Origin of the sequence: Corallococcus exiguus (genome assembly GCF_009909105.1) — a bacterium.
Taxonomy (GTDB): Bacteria; Myxococcota; Myxococcia; order Myxococcales; family Myxococcaceae; genus Corallococcus; species Corallococcus exiguus.
The window spans coordinates 364930-387487 of record NZ_JAAAPK010000004.1; the positions used below are offsets into that span (position 1 = coordinate 364930).

Here is a 22558-nt window from a genome sequence, read left to right on the forward strand (position 1 = left end):
GCGTGCGAGGGAGCCCGCGCGCGCGTTGACGCAGATCGACGCCTCCCCTAGCTTGGCCGGCTTCCCGGCGCCGCCGCTTCCGAAGTGAGGAAGGGCCTCGCCGCGAGCACCCCGTATGATGCGCAGGACGGACGAGGAGTCGGGTCAGGGGGAGGCGCCGCGGGACGAGCGTGCTCCGGATGACCTCATGCCCGTGCTCCGCGTGGAGTACGACACCGACGTCCAGGAGGGACACGCCGCGCCCGTGCTCCGGGTCCGCGCGTCGTGGCCGCCGCAGGAGTCGGAGGACGCCGAGCCCGCGCCGAAGGTGACGGAGGTGAAGGGCAGGGCGTCCGCGAAGGCGAGGACGCTGACCTTCCGGGAGCTGGACTCCGCGGCGCTGGCGTCCATGCCGGCCTCCCACCGCGTGAACCGCGCGGTGCCGGCGCGTCCCGCCGGACAGGGGAACGCTGCCACTGGCACGGTCGAGGCGTCCGCGCCGGACCTCCTTCGTTCGGACGACGCGGCCGACAAGCGCCCTCCGGTGGAGGCACCCGCGCCGGACCTCGTCCGCGTGGACGACTCGGCCGACAAGCGCCCTCCGGTGGAGGCACCCGCGCCGGACCTCGTCCGCGTGGACGACTCGGCCGACATGCCGCCTCCCGAGGTGGCACCCGCGACGAACCTCGTTCGCGTGGACGACGTCGCCAACGCGCGTCCCCCGGAAGAGGCCCCGGCCCGCGACGTGTCCGCCTCCGGCGACGTCACCCCGGCGGAACGCGAGGCCATGCAGGCCGCCGTGTCCTCCGGGCGCCGCCGGGAACAGTGGGTCGCCCCCACCTATCTTCCGGAGGACCTGCGCGACGCGCTGGTGGCCGAGCGCAGCCAGTACCGCGCGCAGCGAATCCAGGAGGCGCGCGAAGTGGGCCTGGCCGGGCCGGGCGTCCTGGGGCTGGTGCCCGTTCCCGCCGCGGATCCGGACTGGTCCGGAGGCTCGCTGCTCGGCTTCCTGGGCGAGGAGCTGGTCTTCGCCGGGAACATCGTCCACCTGGACTTCGAGTCCGGCCGCGTCTTCGCCTCCTCCGACTCCGGTGAGGACCTGGACCGCCGCGTCCTCTCCTGCGAGCGCTGGTGCTACCGGCCCTACGACTTCGCGGAGGCCCTGTGCGCGGCGGCGGCCGCCTACGAGGACCGCACCTCCGACCTCACCAACGCCCTGGCGCGCGCGAAGGGCGAGCTCCTCCCGTCCACGCCGTCTCCACGCGACGCGGAGCTCATCCCCGTGGACCGGCTGTGGCGCCAGCCGTGGGGCAGCATCTGGGGCCCTCCCGGCACCGGCAAGACGACGGCCGTCGCGGACCTCATCGCCCGAGCCCTGCGCGCCTACCCCAACGAGCGCATCCTCGCGGTGGCCCCCACCAACCGCGCCGCGGACGAACTGGTGATGCGCGTCAGCGCCCTGCTGGAGCGCGACCCCATCCCGCTTCGCCCCCTGGCCCGCAGCATCTTCCGCGGCGGCACCGGCGCCAGCGAGTCCCTCCACAAGTTGCCCACCGTGGCGATGGAGGAGAACAAGACGAGCAAGCTGCTCAACACCATCGAGCAGCGCGAGCGTGAGCTCACCCTGGAGCGCTCCCGGGGAGGCCCCGCGCCGGAGCTCGCCCGCATGCAGGCGGAGCTGCGCAGCTTGCGTGGCCGCGTGAAGGACCCCACGCTCAAGGAGGCGGAGAAGGGCGAAAGCCCCCTCATGGTGCTCACCGTGCACCGCGCCCTGCGGCTGGTGTCGGAGCTGGAAGGCGAGGAGACCTTCCAGCGGCTCGTGGTGGACGAGGCCGGCATGGTGACGCGCGCGGCGACGGCGCTGCTCGCCCCGCTGGCCCGGCAGGTGACGCTCGCGGGCGACCCCAAGCAGATTGGCCCCGTGAGCCGAGCGGCGGAAGGGGCGGGGAAGGGCACCCAGACGTGGCTGCGCGCCAGCGCCCTGTCCCACCTGGAGGACGCGGTGAAGGACGCGGAGCGCCCGGACGTGCTGCTCCTGCGCACCCAGCACCGCATGCACCCGGACATCGCGAAGGTGGTGAGCCACTTCTGCTACGGCGGCGCGCTGGAGGACGGCGACATCGTGAAGGACCGGGCCCAGAGGCCCGCGCCCGTGCCCGCCTTCCCGTCCCGCGCGATGTGGCTGGTGCTGGATGGCCTGAGCCGCGACACCCGCCGCCTCACGCACGGCCGAGGCGAGACGGGCTCCGGCTACCAGCGCGAGCTGTCCGCGGAGCTCGCCGTGACGCTGGCCCGCCAGTCCGTGCGCCTGGGCCTCACGGTGCTGTGCGTGACGCCCTACCGCGCGCAGGCGGCGCTCCTGCGCAAGCTGGGCAACGCGGCGGGCCTGCGCCACGACATGTTCAGCGCCTCCACCATCCACCGGCAGCAGGGCACCCAGTACGACGTGGTGATGGTGGACACGGTGGCCGGCGGACGGCCCTTCCCGCCGCACACCTTGGTGCCCATCCTCAACGTCGCCGCCAGCCGCGCGAAGGAATACCTGCTGGTGCTCGCCTCGCGCGCGGAGGCCCGCGCCTCGCCCGTGCCCGCGCGCTTCCTGTCGCTGCTCCCCCGCGTGCGCGTCCACGCCGGCACGCCGCCGAAGCTGGAGCTGCTCGCCACCCAGCCGCGTCCGCCGCCGCCACCGCCGCCGCCACTGGTGCCCGTGGGCCTGGGCGGAGAAATCGCGGGTGGCAAGGACACTGGACCGCTCTTCACGCAGGAGCAGGTCTCCCTCTTCGAGCGCCGCTTCGACGACGGCCACCACCTGGTGCGCGGCGTGGCCGGCAGCGGCAAGACGTACGTGCTGGCGCACTGGGCCGCGCGCTACCTGTTGGAGAACCCGCGCGCCCGGGTGCTGGTGTCCTTCTACAACCGCTCGCTCACGCCGCTCGTGGACAAGCTGCTCATGGAGGCGCTCACCGTGCGCGCGGGCCCGGAGCAGCTGCGCGCGCTCAGGGCCCAGGTGACGGTGAAGCACGTGGGCGCGCTGCGGCGGCTGGAACCCCACGCCTTCGACGCCGTCTTCGTGGACGAGGCGCAGGACATGGACGCCAAGGGACTGGCGGCCCTGCACGCGCTGGTGCGCCCCCGCGTGGGCGAGGACGGCCGCGAGTCCCGCTGCTTCCAGCTGTTCATGGACGACTCGCAGAACGTCTACGGCCAGGCGCCCATCGACAGCTTGAAGGATCAGCTCCCCGAAGGGCTGTCCTTCCGGGGCCGCACCCGCGTGCTCAAGGAGACCTTCCGCGCGACGCGCGACATCCTCGACGTGGCCTTCAACGTGGTGCTGGACCCGTTGCGCCAGCACCGCGTCACCGACCCCGGCATGCGCGAGTACATGAAGGCCGGAGAGCTGGCCCGCGAGCGGCTCCTGTGGCTGCCGGAGGAGACGCTGGAAGGCCTCTACCGCGTGCAGTCCACCGAGCGCGGCGGCGTGCTTCCCCAGGCGAAGGACTTCGCCTCCAGCACCAGCGAGGCGCGCTGGGTGGCCAAGGAGATTGCCCGGCTCGTGCACGAGGAGGGCGTCCACCCCGGCGACATCCTGGTGGTGGCGCCAGTGATGCCCGCGTCGTTCACGGACGCGCTGCGCAAGGCGGGCGTGCCCGCGGAGGCCTACGGCGGCAAGGGCGGCCGGGACGTGACGGACTTCCGGGTGAGCGGCGTGGACCACGTGCGCGCCACCACGGTGTTCTCATGCAAGGGCCACGAGTGCCCCGTCGTCTTCTTCGCGGGACTGGAGGCCCTGGACTCCATCGAGGCGTGGATGGCGGGCTCTCGCCAGCGCAACGAGCGCGAGAACGAACGCATCCGCCGCGCGATGTTCTACGTGGGGGCCACCCGCGCGATGAAGCGCCAGTACCTCACCGGCGTGCGTGGGGGCCGCTTCCTCCGGGTGGCCGCGTCCTACGTGGAGACGCTGTCCGGCCACCGCCCGGCGCCCTGAAACACAGGGCGCGGGACTTGTTACATCCGCCAGCCGCCGGTGACGCCCGCGCTCTTGCCGAACGCCGGCTGCGCGTAAACCTCACGGAAGCGCGCACGCAGCAGGTCGAACGTCTGCTGAAGGTCCGGCGCCGCGGCGCGCGCGTCCGGCAGCTGTCCGCCCATCCGCGAGAAGCAGCGGCTCATGGCGCCATCCAGCCACTGCGTCACGGACGCGGTGTCCTGGTCCTGAAGTCGCTCGAAAACGGACAGGGCGCGCTCCAGCGTCTCGCCCACCAGCTCCGTGGAGTCGACGGCACTCCCAGCGCAAAGCCTCGCGGCCCGAACCTCCAGGGCCGGACGATGCTTGCGAACAAACTCCCCGAAGGCATGCAGATTCACGGTGACCATTCTTAACCCTTCGCCCCCACGCTGTCAGAACGCCGACCGCGAAAATCCTTGGCTTCCGGACACCGTGAATCGTGTCGGTGGAAAAGGGTGGTGGGATGAATCATGTATCACTCTCCGTCCTGGCAAGCGAGGGACCGGGAGCATTTCCCCCAGGCCGTGGGTCGGGCGGGCCACCCGGTGGGATGGGGCAGACCCAGGGGGCCTGCGTTGTTTGCTCCGGCGCGTTTCAAGGAAAGCGAGAGACATGCGTCGCACGGTGGAACTGACGGACATGGCAGGGAATGACGAGGGGCCCCGTGTCCTCTTGTTGCCCGGGCTGGGCGCGCGTGGATCAGGCTTTCGTGAACTCGCCCTGCGGCTGACGGACGTGGCGCGTCCCGTCATGGTCGAGTACCCGGAAGGCGAGCATGCGGCGTGTGGCGCGAGGGCCCTGGCGGAGCAGGTGCTGCGCGTCACGGGCAAGGTGGACGCGGTGGTGGCCAGCTCCTTTGGCGGCATGGTGGCGGCGCACCTGGCCGCGGGCGGCGCGACGCGTGGGGTTGCTTTCCTGGGAGCGTTCACGCGCACCTCGCACGTGGGACCTCGCGGAAGGCTCATCTCGATGATGGGACCCATCGCGGTGCTGGGACGTCCCGGACGCGTCGCTGCGTCGCTGGCGGCCTGGCGCCCGGTGGCCTCCCATCAGGTGGCGGATGTGGTGCCCACCACGCTGCTGGAGCAGCTGACGACGCTGCGGCGCGCGTTCTCCATCCACACGGAGCCGCCGCCGCCGGACCTGCGCCCGCTGAACGTGTCGTGTCTGTGCATCCAGGGGGACCGCGACGTGCTGGTGCCGCCGTCTTCGTTGGAGCGGCTGGCCGCGTCGCTGCCGGAGGGCACACCCCGGCACCTGCTGCGCGGCGCGGGACACGTTCCCTATTTCTCACACCCGGAGGAGTGCGCGCGGCTGCTCACGCCATGGCTCCAGGCGCTCGCGCCCGCGGGGCTCGCGGTGCTGACGGCCCGGGGGCTCGGGGCGGACGCAGGCTCCGTGGCCTGACGCCGCGCGCGGCCTTGACAACCCGCGCGCGGTTCGACGGATCCACCCGCCTGGCGGGGGGGTGTACGGATGCGGTCGCGGGAAGTAGTTTCGCCTCCGCCGATGTCGACCCGTCCTCTTCGCGCGCTCCTCTTCCTGGCGTTCCTGTCCACGGCGGCGCAGGCCTCCGCGGAATCCGCCCCCGGGCTGACCGCCTCGCCCGTGCTGCCCACCGCTCCGGCCCAGGCCGCCGCTCCGGCGCCAGCGCCCCGCCGCACCGTGTTGCTGTTGGGTGACAGCCTCATCGCCACGGGCTTCGGGGAGTACCTCCAGAACCAGCTCGCCGCGCACCCTCGCATCCGCTGTGAGCGCCGCGCGAAGTCGTCCACGGGCCTGGCGCGCCCGGACTTCTTCGACTGGCTGGAGGTCGGCCAGCAGGAGGTGCAGCAGCACCAGCCGGACGTCGTGGTGGTCATCCTGGGCGGCAACGACGGGCAGGCCCTGCACACGCGGCAGGGGCGCGCCACCGTGGCCTGGGGCAAGCCGGACTGGCAGGGCGAATACCGCCAGCGGCTGACGGACTTCGTCACGGCCATCTCCGCGCCGAACCGCAAGATTGTGTGGCTGGAGCTGCCCGCCACGAGCCGCCAGCGCTTCGAGCAGAAGCTCACGGTGATCCGCGACCTGCAGCGGGAGGTCATCGCCGCGCGCGGGGACGCCGTGCACCTGGACACGCGGCCCTACTTCACCGACGCGCGCGGCAAGGCGCTGAAGCAGGCCCGCGTGGAGGGCTTCCGCAAGCCCATGCGCCTGCGCATGACGGACGGCGTGCACTTCACCGTGGCCGGCGGGCGCTACTTCGCGAACAAGGTGTACCCGGAGGTGCTGGGCGTGCTGGGGCTGGAGCACCTGGAGCCCGAAGAGAAGCACACCACGCGCCCCGCCATCGCGCCTATGAAGCCGGCGATGCAGGCCCTGGCTCCGACGGCTCCGCCGGGAGCTCCGACGGCGCCGTAGCGGCCTTCCCGTGATTCAGGAGTGGCGCGGCCAGGAACTCTCGCTGCCCGCGTCTGGACGGAGCCTGCGCACGGCTCGCAGGAGCAACTCCTCGTCGCGCGGGTTGGCCAGGAAGCCGCGCGCCTCCACCTTCCGCGCCCGTTCGAAGCCCTCGTCGTCCGACGTTCCATGGACGATGAGCGAGCCCTCGATGTGGACCTCGCCCGCGAGCAGCCCCTCCATGGCCTGGAGGGGCGCGAGCACCACGTCATTGTCGCGCGTGTGCAGCACGTCCAGCGGCGTGGCGACGCGCGACGGGATGCCGTTGCGCGCCAGCGTGCGGGAGATGAGCACCGCGGTGACGGGCGGCCAGCCGTAGAGCATCAGCGGCGGGCTGGGCACGGCGGGACGGGGCGGCTCCTGCGCGGCCCCCGCCGTCTCGCGGATGCCATAGAGGGCGCTGAGCGCGCGGGACAGGGCGCTGTCGGAGGCCAGGTGCGGCTCCACGCGCGCCTTGCCGGACACGGCCCGCACGTCATCCACCGCGTCCAGCGACAGCGGCGCGGGCACGGCCAGGTGCAGGACCTCCTTGTCCTCGCGCGTCTCCAGGCTGAGCGGCACGACGCCGTACTGCCGGGCGATGCGTGAGGGCACCAGGGTGGTCAGCGAACGGTCGAGCGGATGCCGGTCCAGGTCCACCGCCTCCACGTCGAACTGGATGGCCAGCCCGCGCAGGACGTCCGCCTCCGTGCACACGCCCTCGCTCACCAGGGCGCGGCCCAGGGGGACATGGACCTCGTGGTGGTGCACCAGCCCCAGGCGGAGCTGGCCTTTGTCGACCACTCCCAGCTCCAGGAGGATTTCCCCCAACGGGCGTCTGGATCCGATTTCCATGCCCACTCAACGTGGCAACCGCCCCCGCACGCGACGACGGTCGGACGGGGGCTCGTCCGCCCGCCCGCCCTCAAGACGCGTGAAGGGGGAAGAGCGCCTCGTAGGCCTCCGGCTTGAAGCCCACCGTGACGGACTCCTTCGTGACGAGCACGGGCCGCTTCACCAGCTTCCCGTCCTTCGCCAGCCACTCCACCAGCTCCGCGTCGGAGGCCGCGTCCACCTTCTCCTTGCCGAGCGCGCGGTAGCTCTGCCCGCTGGTGTTGAGCCACTTGCGCACGGACACGCCGCTCCTGGGAATCCAGTGGCGCAGCTCCGTCACGGTGGGCGGCTGGTCCACGATGGCGCGCGTGCGGTGGGGCACGCCCCGCGCCTCCAGCCACTTCAGCGCCTTCCTGCAGGTGTCACAGCCGGCGTACGCCAGCACGAGGATGTCGTCGGACATGCGCGGGCTTCTACCAGACCGCCCTCGCGAGCAGGCAGCACGGCGCCTGTCTCCTCGCACGGAGGGCAGGCGGGCCGCCATGCTCCAGGACCTGCCCCATGGGGCCAGGAAGCGCATCCTTTCCGAAGCCATCCCATTCCCAGGAAGGAGACGCATGCAGGGCACTCGCGCCGGACCCATTCCCACCCTGGAAGAGCCGCTGGAGGTGCCAGCGAAGCGCCGGCGGGGTTGGTGGATTCCAGGGGTGTTGGTGCTCGCGGCGCTCCTGGCGTTCATCCTCTCGCGCCACAACGAGGAGAGGCAGTTCCTGGAGCTTCTGCGGCAGGCCCGGCCCGCGTGGCTGCTGGTGGCCGCCGCGTGCCAGGTGGGCACGTACCTGTGCGTGGCGGGCATCTGGTGGATGGTCCTGCACCGGGCGCGCATCAAGACCTCGCTCTGGTCGCTGGCGCGGCTGTCGCTGATGAAGCTCGCGTTCGATCAGGTGATTCCCACCGGCGGCGTGGGCGGGTCGCTGCTCGTGGGCCGCGGGCTGCGCCGTGAAGGCGCGAACCCCGGCATCGCCGCGGGCGCGGTGCTGCTCACGGTGCTGTGCTTCTACATCGCGCAGGCGCTGGGCGTGGGCGTGAGCCTCTACTTCCTCTGGCGCAAATCCGAGCTGAACGATTGGATCCAATGGCTCGTCACCGGCTTCGGCGTGGTGGCGTTGATCATCCCGCTGGGCATCCTCTGGGCCACGCGGCACCGCGAGTGGAAGCCGGGCCGCTTCGCCCGGCGCATCCCGTCCCTGGGCACCCTGCTCAAGGCCATCGCGGAGGTGCCGCCCGGCATGCTGCTCAACCCCGGCCTGCTCGCGCGCGGCGTCCTCCTGCAACTGGGCGTCTACGTGCTGGACGCGGCCACGCTGGGCGCCATGCTCCAGGCCCTGGGACAGGAGGTCCCCCTGAGCACCGTGTTCGTCAGCTTCATGGTGGCCTCCATGGCGGAGACGGTGTCCATCATCCCCGGCGGCGTGGGCACCTACGAGGCCGCGTCCGTGGGCATGCTCAACCTCTTCGGCGTCCCGGTGGAGGCGGCGCTCGCGGGCACCCTGCTCCTGCGCGGCTTCACCCTGTGGCTGCCCCTGCTTCCCGGCCTGTACCTGTTGCGCCACACCTTCCGCCGCCGCCCCGTGCCCGGGGGGCAGGCAGGCTGACTTCACCGGAAGTCACGGAAGGCCTCACGCCTGCGCCCCCGCTTCCCGTGGCGGCCCGTCTTGCGCGATGGTTCGCCTTCGCGTGGACGCCACCGGAAGCGAGAGCGACGCACTCATGAACCTGGGCCCGGCGCTGTTCCTCTACCCCGGCGTGAAGGTGCGGCCGTGTCAGTGGGGCATGGGCGTCTTCACGGACACCTTCATCGCCGCGGGAGAACTCATCGAGGAGTGCCACTACCTCAAGGTCCCGCAGCAGCAGTTCCGGGGTGAACCGCTCGACGACTATGTTTTCGAGATTCGCTGGCACCGCAACGAAGAGCCCCGCGAGGGTGACTGGGTCGCGCTCGTGATGGGCTACGGGATGATCTACAATCACTCGAGCGAACCCAACGCGTCCTATAGCCGCGCGGAAGATCTCGATGTGTTCCGTTATCACGCACTGCGGGACATCCACCCTGGTGAGCAGATCTGCATCAGCTACGGGGAGAACTGGTGGAAGGCGCGAGGTGAGGAAGTTCCTCCCTGAGTCGTGCACGCACCGTGTGCGCACCTGACAGGTGCGTTCGCACTTCCTGCTCCGTGAGGGTGGCTTCTTCCTCGGGGAAGCTTGGAAACGCTCGGAAATGAATTCCCCCGTGTCCGCGTGGGGGGCAACCAGTACAATGCGGGTCGCCTGTGCGCCGGTGCTTCAGGCCGCGCGGATGCGAGGAATGCCAGACATCATGCCATTGCGTCGTTTCTACCTATCCTCCGCTCTCGTGCTGTCCGCCTCCGCCTGCACCGGCAACATCGGTGGGCAGGACGCGGAGCCTGAAAGCGCGGCGGCGCCCGCTCGGGTGCGCCGGCTGACGCGCGACGAGTACAACAAGTCCGCCACCGCGGTGCTGGGCACCGAGGTCGACATCGCCCAGGGCTTCGCGGCCGAGGACACCATCCTCGGCTTCTCCACCCACGAGCGCCTCCAGGTGACGTCGCTCCTGGCGGATCAGCTCGACACCGCCGCGGTGACGCTGGCGGAGCAGGGCAAGTCACAACTGAGTGACCTCTACGCGTGCCCCAAGGGCAAGACGCAGGACGAGTGCGCGCGCGCCTTCATCCAGCGCGTGGGTGAGCGCGCCTTCCGCCGGCCGGTGACGGCGGACGAGGAGACGGACCTGCTGGCCCTCTTCAACGAGGGCAAGAAGGGCGGCACCATGGCGACGGGCGCGGAGCTGGTGCTCCAGGCGCTCTTCTCCTCCTCGTCGTTCCTGTACCGCACGGAGCTGGGGCCGGAGACCGCCCGCAAGGGACAGGTGGTGGAGCTGACCGCCTACGAGGTCGCCTCCGAGCTGTCCTTCATGGTGACCGGTGGACCGCCGGACGCCACGCTGCTCGCCTCCGCGAAGGCCGGCACGCTGTCCTCGGCGGACGAGCGCGAGACCCAGGCGCGCCGCCTGCTCAAGACGGAGGCCGCGCAGGTGAAGCTGCGCCAGTTCTTCGTGGAGTGGCTGGGGCTGGGCGGCCTGGCCAAGGTCAACAAGAACAACCTCGTGTACCCGGACTACAGCGTGGACTTCCGCGACTCCATGGTCCGCGAGCGCGACGCGTTCATCGACTTCATCGTGAAGGAGCACTCGGGCTCCGTGGCGGAGCTGCTGGGCGCCAACTACTCGTTCGTGGACGAGACGCTGGCGAACTTCTACGGCGAGCTGGAGCGCACCAACGTGGATGACGCCACGGGCCTGGGCCGCGTGACGCTGCCGCCGGAGCGCCTGGGCATCCTCACGCAGGCGGGCGTGATGTCCACGTACGCCCACTTCGACTCGTCCTCGCCCATCAAGCGCGGCAAGTTCGTGCTCACGCGCCTGTTGTGCCGCACGGTGCCCGCGCCGCCGGCCAACGTGTCCACCATCCCCCCGGCCCTGTCGGAGGACGCCACCACCCGCGAGCGCTTCGCGGCGCACACCAACAACCCCGCGTGCGCCAGCTGCCACAAGACCATCGACCCCATGGGCTTCGGCATGGAGGACTTCGACGGCCTGGGCCAGCACCGCACGGAGGAGAACGGCCGCAAGGTGGACGCCAGCGGCGCCGTGATTGCCAGGGACGGCACCACCAACCTGGGCGACTTCACCGGTGGCGCGCAGCTGGCGCGCTACCTGACGACGAGCGAGGAGCTGGCCAACTGCGTGCCACTGCAGTTCGTGCGCTACGCCATGGGGCGCGACGAGCACGCCTCGGACGCGGAGCTGCTCGCCGCCATGCGCACGGGCCCCTACCGCACGGACCGCCTGAAAATCACCGAAGTGCTGGTCAGCCTGGTGCGTTCGTCTTCCTTCACCCAGCGGCGTCTGCCCACCCGTTGAGCTTTGACTTCCATGCCCCGCGACTTCTCCCGACGCAGCATCCTGAAGCTCCTGTCCGGCACGGCCATGGCGGCGCCCTTCGCGCACCTGCTCACCAGCTCCGTGGCCGAAGCGGCGGACGCCGCCCCCCTGCGCTTCATCGCCCTGTTCACCCCTCACGGCCTGCTGCCGGAGTACTGGGTGCCCAAGGGCAATGACACCAGCTTCAACATCGACTTCGAGAACTCCGTCCTCCAGCCGCTCCAGCGCCACCGCGACAAGCTGCTGGTGCTGGACGGCCTGGACTACCGCGTCCTCTACGAGCACGGCCGCACCGGCCACGAGGGCGGCCCCGTCACCTTCCTCACCGGCAGCCAGGTGGAGGTGTCCAGCGGTGACGAGCTGCCCAACAACGCGTCCCTGGACCAGGTGATTGGCAACGCGGTGGGCGGCTCCACGCAGTTCCGCTCCCTGCAGCTGCACGCCTTCGAGCAGTTCGGCGCCCAGCACGTCTACAACAGCATCTCCTTCACGGAGAACGGCTCGCGCGTGCCGTTCGAGCTGAACCCCGCCAACGTCTACAAGCGGCTCTTCGCCAGCATGGGCGGCTCCGAGGCGGAGGCGCAGGCCCTGCTGACCAGGCGCAAGAGCCTGCTGGACTACCTCATCAAGGACGCCACCCGGCTGAAGTCGCGGCTGGCGGCCGCGGAAGGCACCAAGCTGGACACGCACCTGGCGGCGCTGCGCGACATCGAGCGGCGGCTCACCAGCTCCGGCGCGCTCAGCTGCTCGAAGCCGGCGGCGCCTTCCGGCGCGGTGAACGACCTGGGCGAAATCAACAACATGCCCGTCCTCACCGAGCTGCACATGGACCTCATCGCCCGGGCGTTCGCGTGTGATTTGACGCGCGTGGTGACCATGACCATCCCCGGGCCGTCCATGCCGTGGATTGGCATCGACGAGGACATCCACAACGACATCGCCCACCGCACGGACACCCAGTCCGAGCCGGCGCGCACCGAAATCCGCCTGCGCATGGTGGCGGTGCAGCGGTGGTACGCCGAACAGGTGGCGCGGCTGATGGACACGCTCAAGTCCATCCCCGAGGGCAGCGGCACGGTGCTCGACAACACCGTCATCCTGTGGGGGAACGAGCTGGGCGACGCGGCCGGCCACATGAACGTGTCCATCCCCACGGTGCTGGCGGGCGGCGCGGGCGGGAAGTTCCGCATGGGCCGCATGCTGTCCCTGCGCCCCGGGAAGGACCCGCTGGGCGACTGGAAGGGCCCGGGCAAGCCGCTTCTGGGCGCGGTGGAGCACAACAAGCTGCTCACCACCATTGCCCAGGCCTTCGGCGTGAACGTGGACCGCTTCGGCCACGAGGACTACGTGGGCACGCTCAACCTCACCTGAAGCCTCCGGGCGGCCTGAAAGGCCCCGGAAGAGACAACGGGAGCGGACCTTCTCAGGCCCGCTCCCGTTTTCATTTCAGCGAAGGACGGAGGGGATTACCCGCCGAGCGCGCCGTTGATGAGGGGCGCGAGGATGCTCATGCCCGCGTCCTCGTTGTTGTAGTTGTTGGCCGGCTCGTAGATGCGGACGCGCTGGTTGCTGTTGATGAAGCGCGACAGGAAGACGTCCATGGGGACCATCTCGCCGTGGCAGGCCCAGGACTGCCAGGGGCTGGAGACGTACTCGTACCAGTACTTCTTCTCCATGCGCTGGCAGGCGTGCGCGCCCACGAAGGTGATGATGGTGCTGCAGTGGCTGGCGTTGATGGCGCGGTGGTGCGGGATGAAATAGCTGAAGTTGTTGTACTTGTTCAGCTCGTTCACGAACGCGTCCTGGTCCGTCTTCCAGTACGCGTGGACGGACGCCTCGTCGTTGGGCGTCTTGAAGCGCTCATACGAATAGCGCGAGTAGTTGTAGTCCATCGTGTAGCCCGTGTACGCGAGCTGATCGTTCGGGAACTCGGTGGCGACCATCTTGTTGATGGAGCCCATGTCGTTGATGCTGAAGCTGGCCGGCAGCTGGCTGAACACCGAGTCCAGGTTCCACGACGAGCGGATCTTGTCGTGCAGCGGGCGCGACAGGGAGTTCGCGTTCGGCGCCATGAAGATGGGGCCGGAGTCGTTGATCATGTACCCCTTGGCCGGGTTGATGGCCTTGCGGATGAAGTAGTAGCCAGCGGAGGTGGACGTGCCACCCGCGCTGTAGCCCGTCACCAGCAGCTTCTGCACGTTGGGGAAGTTCTGCTTGGCGTAGTTCGCCGCCGCCAGCGTGTTGGTGTAGCCGGAGTGCGACCAGGTCAGCGGCGCCTGTCCGCCCGTCGTGTCCGTGTAGACCTTGGTGTTGTTGCCGATGTGCACGTCGCCCGTGCAGTACGGCATGTAGACGATGTTCCAGTCCTTCGTGACGATGTCCTTGCGGTCACGGAAGGGAAGGCCCGGGTCCGCCCCGTTGACGATGGGGGACACGTACTTGGCCGTGAACTGCGTCATGTAATCGTCGGAGATGCCGTTGGGGTTCGCCGCGCCCAGGATGCCCGTACGGCCGCTACAGGAATCGTAGTCCCAGCACGCGCCGCCACCCTCCATCATGAACAGCAGGTTGGGCGAGTTCGTCTTGTGCACGAAGAACTTGTACTGCGAACCGTTGCCACACTTGGTGCCGGGCAGCGTGACCTTCTGCCAGGCGTAGTTGTTGCCGCCGTCCACCAGCACGTCGACGATGCCTTCGACCAGCACTTCGGCATGCGCGGCGCCCACGGGGGCGGAGAGGGCCAGAAGGCTCATCCAGAGAAAACTTCTCATGCGGCTTCCTCCAAAGGGGGAGTGAATGGGGTTGCGGCCGGGGATGATACGTCTTTGTTTATCAGTCGTAAGCGGGGAAACTTCGCTTGCGGTGAAAATAGTGAATTCCGTGTTGGGTGCAGCATTCCATCCGAAACGATTGGGATTGGCGGCGTGCGTCAGTCAGGATTTGAGAATTGACGCGCGAGGTCATGTCTTAATTGTATCAATTGCGCGGTGCGTTGCTGGCGGGCCATGACACGGGTTGCGGCGGGCGCGGGGCGCGGGGTATGGCCTTGGGCATGAGCACGCACGCGCGATGGAAGCTGCCCCTGGGCACGGCGGGAGTCCTGGCCCTGGCGGTGGGGGCGTGGCTTGTCTTTGGCGGGCAGGCTCCGGAGGACGCCGCGCCAGCCCCGGCGCCCGCGCCCGTGACGCAGGCTCCCGCGCCGCCGCCCGTGTTCGCCTCCACGCCGGCGGTGCCCCGCGCGAAGGACGGCGGGCTGGACCTGGTGGGCGCGGCGACGGCCCAGGTGCAGGCGGCACCGGACGCGGAGTCCGGCCCCTATCCGGTGGACCTGGAGGTGCTGCGCGCGAAGCTGCCGGGCAACCTGTACTTCGAACTGGACGCGCCCACGAAGGACCCGGAGGAGCTGCGCCGCCGTGAGGGGGTGAAGGCGAAGTGGAACGCCCTCTTCGGCAAGGTGCAGTCCAACGAGGCCTCGGAGGAGGAGGTGCACCAGTACTACGAGCACCGCCGCCAGGTGTCCGAGGACGCCATCGCCTTCGCCACCACGATGCTGCAGGACTACGGCGACAAGCTGCCCGCGGAGCACCGGGGCCTGTTGGAGCTGAGCGTGAACATGCACCGCACGCGTCTGGCGGAGATTCCGCGCCAGGAGGCGGAGGCGCTGTCGCGCCGCGAGGCCCACGCCCAGCGGCAGAAGGAGTGGCGCGCGGGCGGCGGCCGTCAGCCCTGATTCGACTCGTCCGCGCCGGGGAAGGTGCGGATGAGCGGGGAGCGCACGGTGGAGGAGGCCACCCACAGCTGGTGGGACGAGCGGGTGACGGCGACGTGCAGCCTGCGGCGGGCCTCGTCGTCCGCGGGGTAGGCGCGCGCGGTGACGTCCGGCAGGACGACGTAGTCGAACTCCAGGCCCTTCACGTTGTCCACGTCCGTCACGTCCACGCCGGGCTCGAAGGAGAAGTCGCCCTCCAGCACCAGCCGCGCCCAGGGCATCTCCCGGATGACGCGGTGGAAGGACTGGGCGGCCTCGCGGCTGCTGGCGATGACGCCCACCGACGCGTGCGGCTCGCGCAGCACCAGGTCGCGCAGGGCGTCTCCCAGGAACAGCCAGGCCTGGGCCTCGTCGGGGAAGTGGTGGAAGCCCACGGGCGCGCCCTCGCGGCCGGCCTTCGCGGCGTTTGCCGGGGACTGCTTGCCCAGCACGTGCTGCGCCAGCACCACCACCGGGCGCGGGCAGCGGTAGGACACCTGGAGCCGGCAGGTGGCGGCGTCGCGGATGCCCAACTCGTCCAGGGCAGCGTCCCAGCCGGCGAAGCCCGCCGTCGTCTGTTGCACCTCGTCTCCGGCGAGCGTGCAGCTGCGGCTGTCCGCGAGCAGCTGGCTGACGACGAAGAGCTCGAAGAGGGAGAAGTCCTCCGCCTCGTCCAGCACCACGTGCGCCAGCCGCTCCGCGCCCAGCGCGCCCCGCTGCGCCTTGAGGAACATCAGGACGGGCAGGTCGTCCGCGTCCACCGTGCCCGCGAGCGCGTCCGGCGTGTCCGCTTCAATCGCGCGCCCGTCCACGGTGACGAGGCGGTCCTCGTCGAAGCCCTTGTACTGGCGCGACAGCGGCGTGGCGGTCTGCTGCCGGGTGTGCTCCAGCACCTCCGCCACCACGGTGAGCGGCAGCTCTCCCTTCGCGTCCGCCACCACGGCCTCTACGAAGGCGCGGTCCAGGTACGCGTCCGCCAGCTTGAGGCGCAGCCGGTCCAGCGTGGGGGGCAGGGCCTTGCCCTTGAACACGGGCACGCGGCCGGCCAGCGCGCGGCGCAGGGCGGGGTGGCGCTTGAAGCGCGAGACGAGCGCGGGCGTCTCCGGGGACAGCTTGATGCCGGGCACGCTGAAGGCGGAGCGCGCGGTGGCCAGCGACCAGGCCTCCAGCGTCTCCACGGACACCTTGCCCAGGCCCAGCGGCGCGAGCAGCCGGCGCGTGAGCCGGGCCAGCCCCGCCTCCGGGACGACGACCTTGGTGCGCGCCTGCGGGTACGACTTCGCGTCGTCGAAGATGACCTTGGCCAGCCGGTGCAGCGCCACCGTCGTCTTGCCGCTGCCCGCGCTGCCCAGCACCAGCAGCGGCTGCTCCGGGCCGGTGCTGACGGCGGCGTACTGCTCCGCGTCCAGGAGCGCCGTCACGCCGAAGGCGTCCTCCACGTGCGTGGCGCCCCGGCCCACGCCCAGGAAGCCCGGACGCGCGGCGGTGCCGCTGCCGCCCGCGAGCACGGAGGCCGCGTCACGGCCGCGCGAGTGCCAGCGGCCCTGTGAATCGCGCTGGAGCAGGTAGGGGCCGGTGCTGATGCGGGTGAGCACGCCCTTCTCGATGATGACCAGCCGGCGCGCCTCCACTTCTCCTTCGGAGAGCCGGTCTCCGAAGTACTCCTCGAACGCGTCGCCCTCCTCGTAGTTGTAGAAGACGCGGGCGACGGGGGCGAACCTCCAGTCGATGACGCGCACGCCGGCGGAGAGGTTGGCGAAGCTGGTGCGGCCGAGCAGGTAGTCGCGCGCGCCCGTGGGCCCGGCCAGGCGCAGGTGCGCGAAGTAGGGGGCGTGCGCGTCCGGCAGCGGGATGGCCTCCTGCCGCTCCAGCATGGAGCGCACCTCGTTCATCTGGGTGAAGACGTGCGGCAGGTCCGCGGCGTGCGCCGTGGTGGCGTCGTCGCGCAGCACCGCCAGCTGGGCCATCAGCCCCTGCGTGTCCAGCGTGCGTTCCGCGGCCTGACGGCGCGCTTCCGTCAGCGCCTGCTGGACGCGTGACAGCAGGGCCTCTTCCTCGGCGATGAGCGCGAGCGCCTCGGGCGACAGCTCCTGCTCCTGGCCGGCCATGAGGTCTTTCCTTTCCGCCCGTGGGCGTGCGTGGAGCGGGCAAGGTGAACGCTGGCCACCGCCGGGTCAACCCGTTGGATTTTCGGGCCGACTTGCTAGATTGAGGATCGCGGTGGAGGCGCCCGTCCCTTCTCCCGGGTCCTCCCGCACGCGCGCTTCCCATCCACCCCGCCAGGTTGCCTCCCCAGAGGGTGGGGTGGATGTCCGCGACTGATCGCGGACGGGGGTTGTCTGTCGAATGGCGGCGCGCGCTGGAGGCGGGTGGCTTCTAACGGCACGCGCGGCTTGCTTCCTTCCGCATCCATCCCGAACACGGAGGATGTACCGGATGACCTCGATGAATGCGCCGTTCCGCTGGACGCTGTCACTCGCCGCCGCGCTGGGAATCGCCACGTCGGCGGGGGCGCAGGAGCCGGAGCCCCCGGCGGAACCCCAGACGGAGTCGGAGACGTCCACGACGACCACGACGACCACGACCCCCACGATGAGCTCGGAGGAGACGCAGAAGTCGGGCGGACACCACCCCGAGGGGCGCATCGGGCCGCAGTTCGCGGTGAGCGGCAACGTGGGCTTCGGCCTGGGCTACGTCTACACGGACGGCCCGGCCCCGGGCGGCGGCATGCAGGACCTGAAGATCACCCAGTCCGCGAAGATCTCCTTTCCCATCATCGCGGAGCTGGGCTTCCGGGTGACGCCGCGGTTCTACCTGGGCGTGTGGGGGAGCTGGGAGCCGGTGCTGACGAAGACGAACGAGGTGTCGTGCCCGGAGGGCTTCGACTGCAACACCTACCAGTGGCGCGTGGGGCCGGAGGTCCGCTACCACCTCCGGCCGGGCGCGAGCTTCGATCCGTGGATTGGCCTGGGATTGGGCCTGGAGATCCTCAAGAGCCACGTGGAGGGAGACACGCAGGTGCAGGTCGCCCCGGGCGTGTTCCTCCCCACGCACGTGGACACGCACGTCACGGACCGGGGGCCCACCATCGCGCGCCTCACGCTGGGCGGCGACGTGCGGCTGACGCGGGCCCTGGCGGTGGGGCCTATCATCACCGCGTCCGTGGGCCAGTACACGGTGCGCACCGGTTCGCAGACGCTGGACATCACCGGCGTGGGCACCCGCGACCAGGGGCTCGATCCCGTGAATGACGGCTTCCACGCGCTGTTCACCCTGGGCATTCGCATCGCGTTCCTGCCCCTGTAGCGCTGCGTTGCGGCGGAAAAACGCGAGACGCCCCCTTGGAACCGGGGGGCCGGGTGAGGTGTCTTGGGGCGCGGCTCCCCACCTCCCCCGGAGGGTGCATGTCGTCTCGCAAGGTGTTCGTCGTGGTGGCCGGGCTGGCGCTCCTGCTGGCCGGCGTCTTCGTCTGGATGCGCGCCTCCGCGCCCGCGGCGGAGGTGCGCGCTGAAGCGGTGGCATCCCCTGAGCGGCCCGCGTCCGTCCCGGCGCGGGCCCCGGTGCGCAATGGGGGCGGGGCGACCGCGCCCGTGGAACAGCCCATGCGGGACGCGGATGGAGCGCTGCGCGTGGAGACCGCCACGGCCTCGGGGCCGCTCGTGGGCGCGGAGGTAACGCTGTACCTGCCAGGTCCGGCGTCCCCGGGCTCACGGCTGCCGTCGTGGCGTGTGGCGGGGCAGGGCCGGACGGATGCGGCGGGAGCGCTGGTGCTGCCCGCGCGTCCGGGGCCCTATCTCGTCACCGCGCATGCGGAAGGATTGGCGCTGGCGCGCGCGGAGGTGACGCGTCCCCATGGCGAAGCGGTGACCCCGGTCCGCCTCCTGCTGGAACCCGGTGTGTCGCTGACGGGCCTGACGGTGGAGCGCGCGGGCGGCGCGCCCGTGCCGATGGCGGAGCTGACGCTCACGCCGCATACCGGCTTCGAGGACGCGCTTCCCGTGTTCCTCCAGGCGGGCGCGTCGGTGCCGGACGAGGCGCGGCATGAAGCGCTCAGCGACGCACGGGGCGCGTTCGGGTTTCATGGGCTGGCGCGCGGTGAGTATCAACTGGAGGCGCGAGCCCCGGGCCACGCGCCCCGTCGCATCGCACGCGTGCTCGTGCCTGGGGCGGACGTGCGCGTGGAGTTGGACGGCTCCGCGTTCATCGAGGGCTTCGTCACCCGCGCGGATGGAACTCCCGCGCCGGGAGCGCGCGTGAGCGCCTGGGGCGAGGACGGCGCCGTGGAGGTGGAGGCCGGAGACACAGGGAGCTTCTCGCTGGACGTGCCGCCCGGGTCGTTCCAGGTGACGGCCCGCCACGGAGAGGAGACGGGCGCGGCCGTCGTGGGGCCGGGCATGAGGGTGAAGGCGGAGCCTGGCGCGGCCGAGGGCGCTGCCGTCGCGGGGCCGGGCCTGACGATGAAGGCGGAGACTGGCGCGGCCGAGGGCCCGATCGTCGTGGGGCCGGGCATGACGGTGAAGGACGTGCGGATCCGCCTGAGCGGCGCGGCGTCGCTCGTGGGCGTGGTGCGGCGCAAGGATTCGGGCGAGGCCATCGCGGGGGCCACGGTGGGCGTGCGCGCGCATGGCGACCGGGCGGACCTTCTCCAGGCACATTCGGAGGCGGATGGACGCTTCGAGGTCGGCGGACTCGCGCCGGGCGCCTACGACCTTCAGGTGCGCGCTCCGGGCTTCCAGCCGCTCACGCGCACGGGGTTGGGCGTGCTCGCGGGGCAGCGCTTCGAGCTGGTGCTGGAGCTCGCGGCGCCGGGACGCATCAAGGGCACGGTGGTGGATGGCACGGAGGCGCCGCTCTCCGGCGTGACGGTGGTGGCCCAGCTCAAGTGGAGGCCGCTGCCGGACGCGCTGCCCTCGGTGACGGATGCGCAGGGGAGCTTCACGCTGGAGGACGTGCCGGAGGGCACCGTGTACGTCGCGGCGCGCCGCGCGGACAGCGAGGACGAAGTGCGCCAGCCCGTGCGCGTGGAGGCGGGGAAGACGGCGACGGCGCGGCTGACGCTCGTGGGTGAAGGCGTGCTGGAGGGCACCGTGCGCAAGGAGGACGGAGCGCGGCCGTCCGGCGCGGTGACGGTCACCGCGCACCGGGTGGGTGCTCCCGCCTCCGAGTCCGTCGACGTGCCCGCGAAGCCGGATGGAACGTGGTCGATGCGCGTGGGCGCGGGGCGCTACCAGTTGAGCGCGTGGCTGTCCGCGCTGCGCTTCCAGAACGGCGACCAGCAGCAGGTGGTGGAGCTGGAGGCGGGAGGCCGGCGCCACGTGGACCTGGTGGTGGGCGAGCCCAGGAAGCCGCTCCGCGTGACGGTGCTGGAGCCCAACGGCGCGCCGAGCGTCCACGCGACGGTGATGGCCACGGAGGCGGGCCACACGGACATCCAGGCGGAGGAGATGTCGGACGCCTCCGGCCGGGCGGTGCTGGCCTTGGACGGCCTGGGTTCGGATGCGTGGCGCGTCTGGTCCACGAATGGCGGACGGCAGGGCGAGGCCGCGAGCGTGTCCGCGTCCCAGAAGGAGCTCACGCTCCAGCTGAAGCCCGCGGCCCGATTGAGGGGCACCGTGCGTTCGGCGGGAGGCCGCGAGGTGCGGGGCTTCACGCTGACCGTCACCGCGGCGCGCGGCGAGGACGACTTCCTCTCCCGCGTGGAGCGTCAGTTCTCCGGGGACTCATTCCAGGTGGAAGACGTCTTCCCCACGCGCGTCACTGTCACGGTCACGCTGCCGGACGGGCGCGCGGGCAAGGTGGACGTGACGCTCGCGTCCGGCGCGGAGGCCGCCGTGGAGGTGGTGGTGGACGCGGGCGGCGGCGTGTCCGGACGGCTGGTGGATGCGCGCACGAACGAACCGCTGGCGGGCGCGTATGTGGACGCGGACGGCATCGCATCTCCCACCACGGGCGCGGACGGACGCTTCGAGTTGAAGGACCTGGCCCCGGGCGCGCACCGGCTCACCGCGTGGAGCCGGGGGCGCGAGCTGGTGGACCGGCGGGTGTTGCTCGCCGCCGGGAAGACGCAGGCCTTGGGGGACTGGCGCCTGGGGCTTCAGCGCGTGGAGCCGGGGCGGCTGGGCCTGACCTTCGGCATGACGGGACGGGACGTCGTCATCAGCGGCATCGCGGAAGGCGCGGACGTGGCGGGCCTCCAGGTGGGGGACGTGTTGCGCTCCATCGACGGGGCGGTGGTGCTGGACATGGGCGAGGCCCGGCGGCGTGAGCTGGGCGCGCCGGGCAGCCCCGCGGTGCTCGCGCTCCTGCGGGGCGGCCAGGCGTTGTCCTTCACGTTCATCCGCGCACGCTGACGGAGGCGCGGCTTGAAAGCGCGGGGCCGGCCCTGACAGCATCCCACCCCATGGATGAGCGCTTCACCCCGGAGCACGAGGCGTTCCGCCGCACCGTGCGTCAGTTCGTCGAGAAGGAGCTGGCTCCGCACGCGCTGGAGTGGGACCAGGCCGGCGAGTTCCCTCGCGACGTGTTCCGCCGCTGCGGCGAGCTGGGCTTCTTCGGTATCAGCCACGACCCTGCATATGGCGGCAGCGGGCTGGACTCTTGGTATGTGGCCGCCTTCGCGGAGGAGCTGGCGCGGGCGCGCAACGGGGGCGTGGCGATGTCGCTCCTGGTGCAGGGGCAGATGGCCACGCCGGTCATCAACGAACTGGGCACCGACGAGCAGAAGCGCGAGTTCCTGGCCCCCGCGCTCACCGGCGAGCGCATCGCGGCGCTGGCGATGAGCGAACCGGACGCGGGCTCGGACCTGGCCCGGCTGCGCACCACCGCGCGAAGGGACGGCGACGACTACGTCATCCAGGGCGCGAAGACGTGGATCTCCAACGGCGCCCGCGCGGACTTCCTGGTGCTGGCGGTGCGCACGGGCGGGGAGGGGGCGCCGGGCATCTCGCTGGTGACGCTGCCCACGGACGTGAAGGGCTTCTCCGTGTCGAAGAAGCTCCAGAAGGTGGGCCACCGCTCGTCGGACATGGCCATCCTCTACTTCGAGGACTGCCGCATCCCCGCCCGCTACGTGCTGGGCCGGGAGAACGACGGCTTCTTCCACATCATGAACAGCTTCCACGCGGAGCGCCTGGTGACGGCGCTCTACACGGTGGCGGTGATGGACGACCTGTTGCGTGAAGCCATCCGCTACGGCCGTGAGCGTCAGGCGTTTGGAAAGCGGCTGCTGGACTTCCAGGTGTGGCGCCACACCTTCGTGGACCACGCCACCCGCGTGGAGGCGGCAAGGCAGCTCACCTATCAGGCGGTGCAGCTCTTCAATCGCAAACGCAAGCAGAAGCCGGTGAAGGAGATTGCCATGGCCAAGCTCCTCACCACCGAACTGGCCCAGCGCGTGGCCTATGACTGCCAGCAGTTCTACGGCGGCATGGGCTACGTGGAGGAGTCACACGTCGCGCGGGCGTGGCGCGACGTGCGCATGCTCACCATTGGCGGCGGCACGTCCGAGGTGATGAAGGAAATCATCGCCGGGACGATGGCGCTGTAG

The 22558-nt window shown here is 70.9% G+C and carries 16 protein-coding genes; 11 read left to right on the top strand and 5 right to left on the bottom strand.

Annotated features, from left to right (window positions below; genetic code table 11):
• The first annotated feature begins 115 nt into the window (after positions 1–115).
• Positions 116–3967, top strand: coding sequence for an AAA family ATPase (locus GTZ93_RS17640; RefSeq protein WP_139915559.1), 3852 nt, complete (start codon positions 116–118; stop codon positions 3965–3967).
• A gap of 20 nt (positions 3968–3987) precedes the next feature.
• Here the strand turns inward: GTZ93_RS17640 and GTZ93_RS17645 are convergent, their stop codons facing one another.
• The gene (locus tag GTZ93_RS17645; protein ID WP_126933545.1) at positions 3988–4356 is read right to left on the bottom strand and encodes an RNA polymerase sigma factor; all 369 of its coding nucleotides are present in this window, start codon (positions 4354–4356) and stop codon (positions 3988–3990) included.
• A 244-nt stretch (positions 4357–4600) separates the two neighbouring features.
• Here GTZ93_RS17645 and GTZ93_RS17650 point away from each other — a divergent pair, with 244 nt between their 5' ends.
• Both GTZ93_RS17650 and GTZ93_RS17655 read left to right on the top strand, forming a co-directional pair.
• Positions 4601–5395 (top strand): alpha/beta fold hydrolase, encoded by a 795-nt coding sequence (locus GTZ93_RS17650; RefSeq protein WP_120595632.1) that lies wholly within the window; start codon positions 4601–4603, stop codon positions 5393–5395.
• Between the two features lie 102 nt (positions 5396–5497).
• A complete protein-coding gene (locus GTZ93_RS17655) occupies positions 5498–6391 on the top strand; it encodes an SGNH/GDSL hydrolase family protein (protein WP_139915558.1) in 894 nt (297 codons plus the stop codon).
• Between the two features lie 15 nt (positions 6392–6406).
• Here the strand turns inward: GTZ93_RS17655 and GTZ93_RS17660 are convergent, their stop codons facing one another.
• Both GTZ93_RS17660 and GTZ93_RS17665 read right to left on the bottom strand, forming a co-directional pair.
• Positions 6407–7264 carry a GspE/PulE/PilB domain-containing protein gene (locus tag GTZ93_RS17660; RefSeq protein WP_139915557.1) on the bottom strand — a complete coding sequence of 286 codons (858 nt, stop codon included), beginning with the start codon at positions 7262–7264 and terminating at the stop codon, positions 6407–6409.
• 70 nt (positions 7265–7334) lie between these two features.
• The gene (locus tag GTZ93_RS17665) at positions 7335–7706 is read right to left on the bottom strand and encodes a Spx/MgsR family RNA polymerase-binding regulatory protein (RefSeq protein ID WP_139915556.1); all 372 of its coding nucleotides are present in this window, start codon (positions 7704–7706) and stop codon (positions 7335–7337) included.
• Between the two features lie 154 nt (positions 7707–7860).
• Here GTZ93_RS17665 and GTZ93_RS17670 point away from each other — a divergent pair, with 154 nt between their 5' ends.
• The 4 genes from GTZ93_RS17670 to GTZ93_RS17685 all read left to right on the top strand — a co-directional run bounded on the left by GTZ93_RS17670 (position 7861) and on the right by GTZ93_RS17685 (position 12635).
• Positions 7861–8898, top strand: coding sequence for a lysylphosphatidylglycerol synthase transmembrane domain-containing protein (locus GTZ93_RS17670; RefSeq protein WP_139915555.1), 1038 nt, complete (start codon positions 7861–7863; stop codon positions 8896–8898).
• 82 nt (positions 8899–8980) lie between these two features.
• Positions 8981–9424: an SET domain-containing protein-lysine N-methyltransferase gene (locus GTZ93_RS17675; RefSeq protein ID WP_257978959.1), complete on the top strand. Its 444-nt coding sequence runs from the start codon at positions 8981–8983 to the stop codon at positions 9422–9424.
• A gap of 196 nt (positions 9425–9620) precedes the next feature.
• A complete protein-coding gene (locus GTZ93_RS17680; RefSeq protein ID WP_257978958.1) occupies positions 9621–11243 on the top strand; it encodes a DUF1592 domain-containing protein in 1623 nt (540 codons plus the stop codon).
• A gap of 12 nt (positions 11244–11255) precedes the next feature.
• The gene (locus tag GTZ93_RS17685; protein WP_139915553.1) at positions 11256–12635 is read left to right on the top strand and encodes a DUF1552 domain-containing protein; all 1380 of its coding nucleotides are present in this window, start codon (positions 11256–11258) and stop codon (positions 12633–12635) included.
• Between the two features lie 95 nt (positions 12636–12730).
• On the opposite strand, the gene GTZ93_RS17690 is transcribed toward GTZ93_RS17685, so the two are convergent.
• On the bottom strand, positions 12731–14035 hold the full coding sequence (locus tag GTZ93_RS17690; RefSeq protein WP_120578763.1) for a pectin acetylesterase-family hydrolase: 1305 nt from the start codon (positions 14033–14035) through the stop codon (positions 12731–12733).
• 281 nt (positions 14036–14316) lie between these two features.
• Here GTZ93_RS17690 and GTZ93_RS17695 point away from each other — a divergent pair, with 281 nt between their 5' ends.
• Positions 14317–14994, top strand: coding sequence for a hypothetical protein (locus tag GTZ93_RS17695; RefSeq protein WP_139915552.1), 678 nt, complete (start codon positions 14317–14319; stop codon positions 14992–14994).
• On the opposite strand, the gene GTZ93_RS17700 is transcribed toward GTZ93_RS17695, so the two are convergent.
• Positions 14985–17120, bottom strand: coding sequence for an ATP-binding domain-containing protein (locus GTZ93_RS17700; RefSeq protein ID WP_139915551.1), 2136 nt, complete (start codon positions 17118–17120; stop codon positions 14985–14987). The genes GTZ93_RS17695 and GTZ93_RS17700 overlap by 10 nt on opposite strands.
• Positions 17121–17448: 328 nt before the next feature.
• Between GTZ93_RS17700 and GTZ93_RS17705 the strand changes: the two genes are divergently transcribed.
• The 3 genes from GTZ93_RS17705 to GTZ93_RS17715 all read left to right on the top strand — a co-directional run bounded on the left by GTZ93_RS17705 (position 17449) and on the right by GTZ93_RS17715 (position 22558).
• Entirely contained in the window at positions 17449–18318 is an 870-nt protein-coding gene (locus GTZ93_RS17705; RefSeq protein WP_161662884.1) for a hypothetical protein, read from the top strand.
• Positions 18319–18416: 98 nt separating this feature from the next.
• Positions 18417–21362 (top strand): carboxypeptidase regulatory-like domain-containing protein, encoded by a 2946-nt coding sequence (locus GTZ93_RS17710; RefSeq protein WP_139915549.1) that lies wholly within the window; start codon positions 18417–18419, stop codon positions 21360–21362.
• 50 nt (positions 21363–21412) lie between these two features.
• Entirely contained in the window at positions 21413–22558 is a 1146-nt protein-coding gene (locus GTZ93_RS17715; protein ID WP_139915548.1) for an acyl-CoA dehydrogenase family protein, read from the top strand.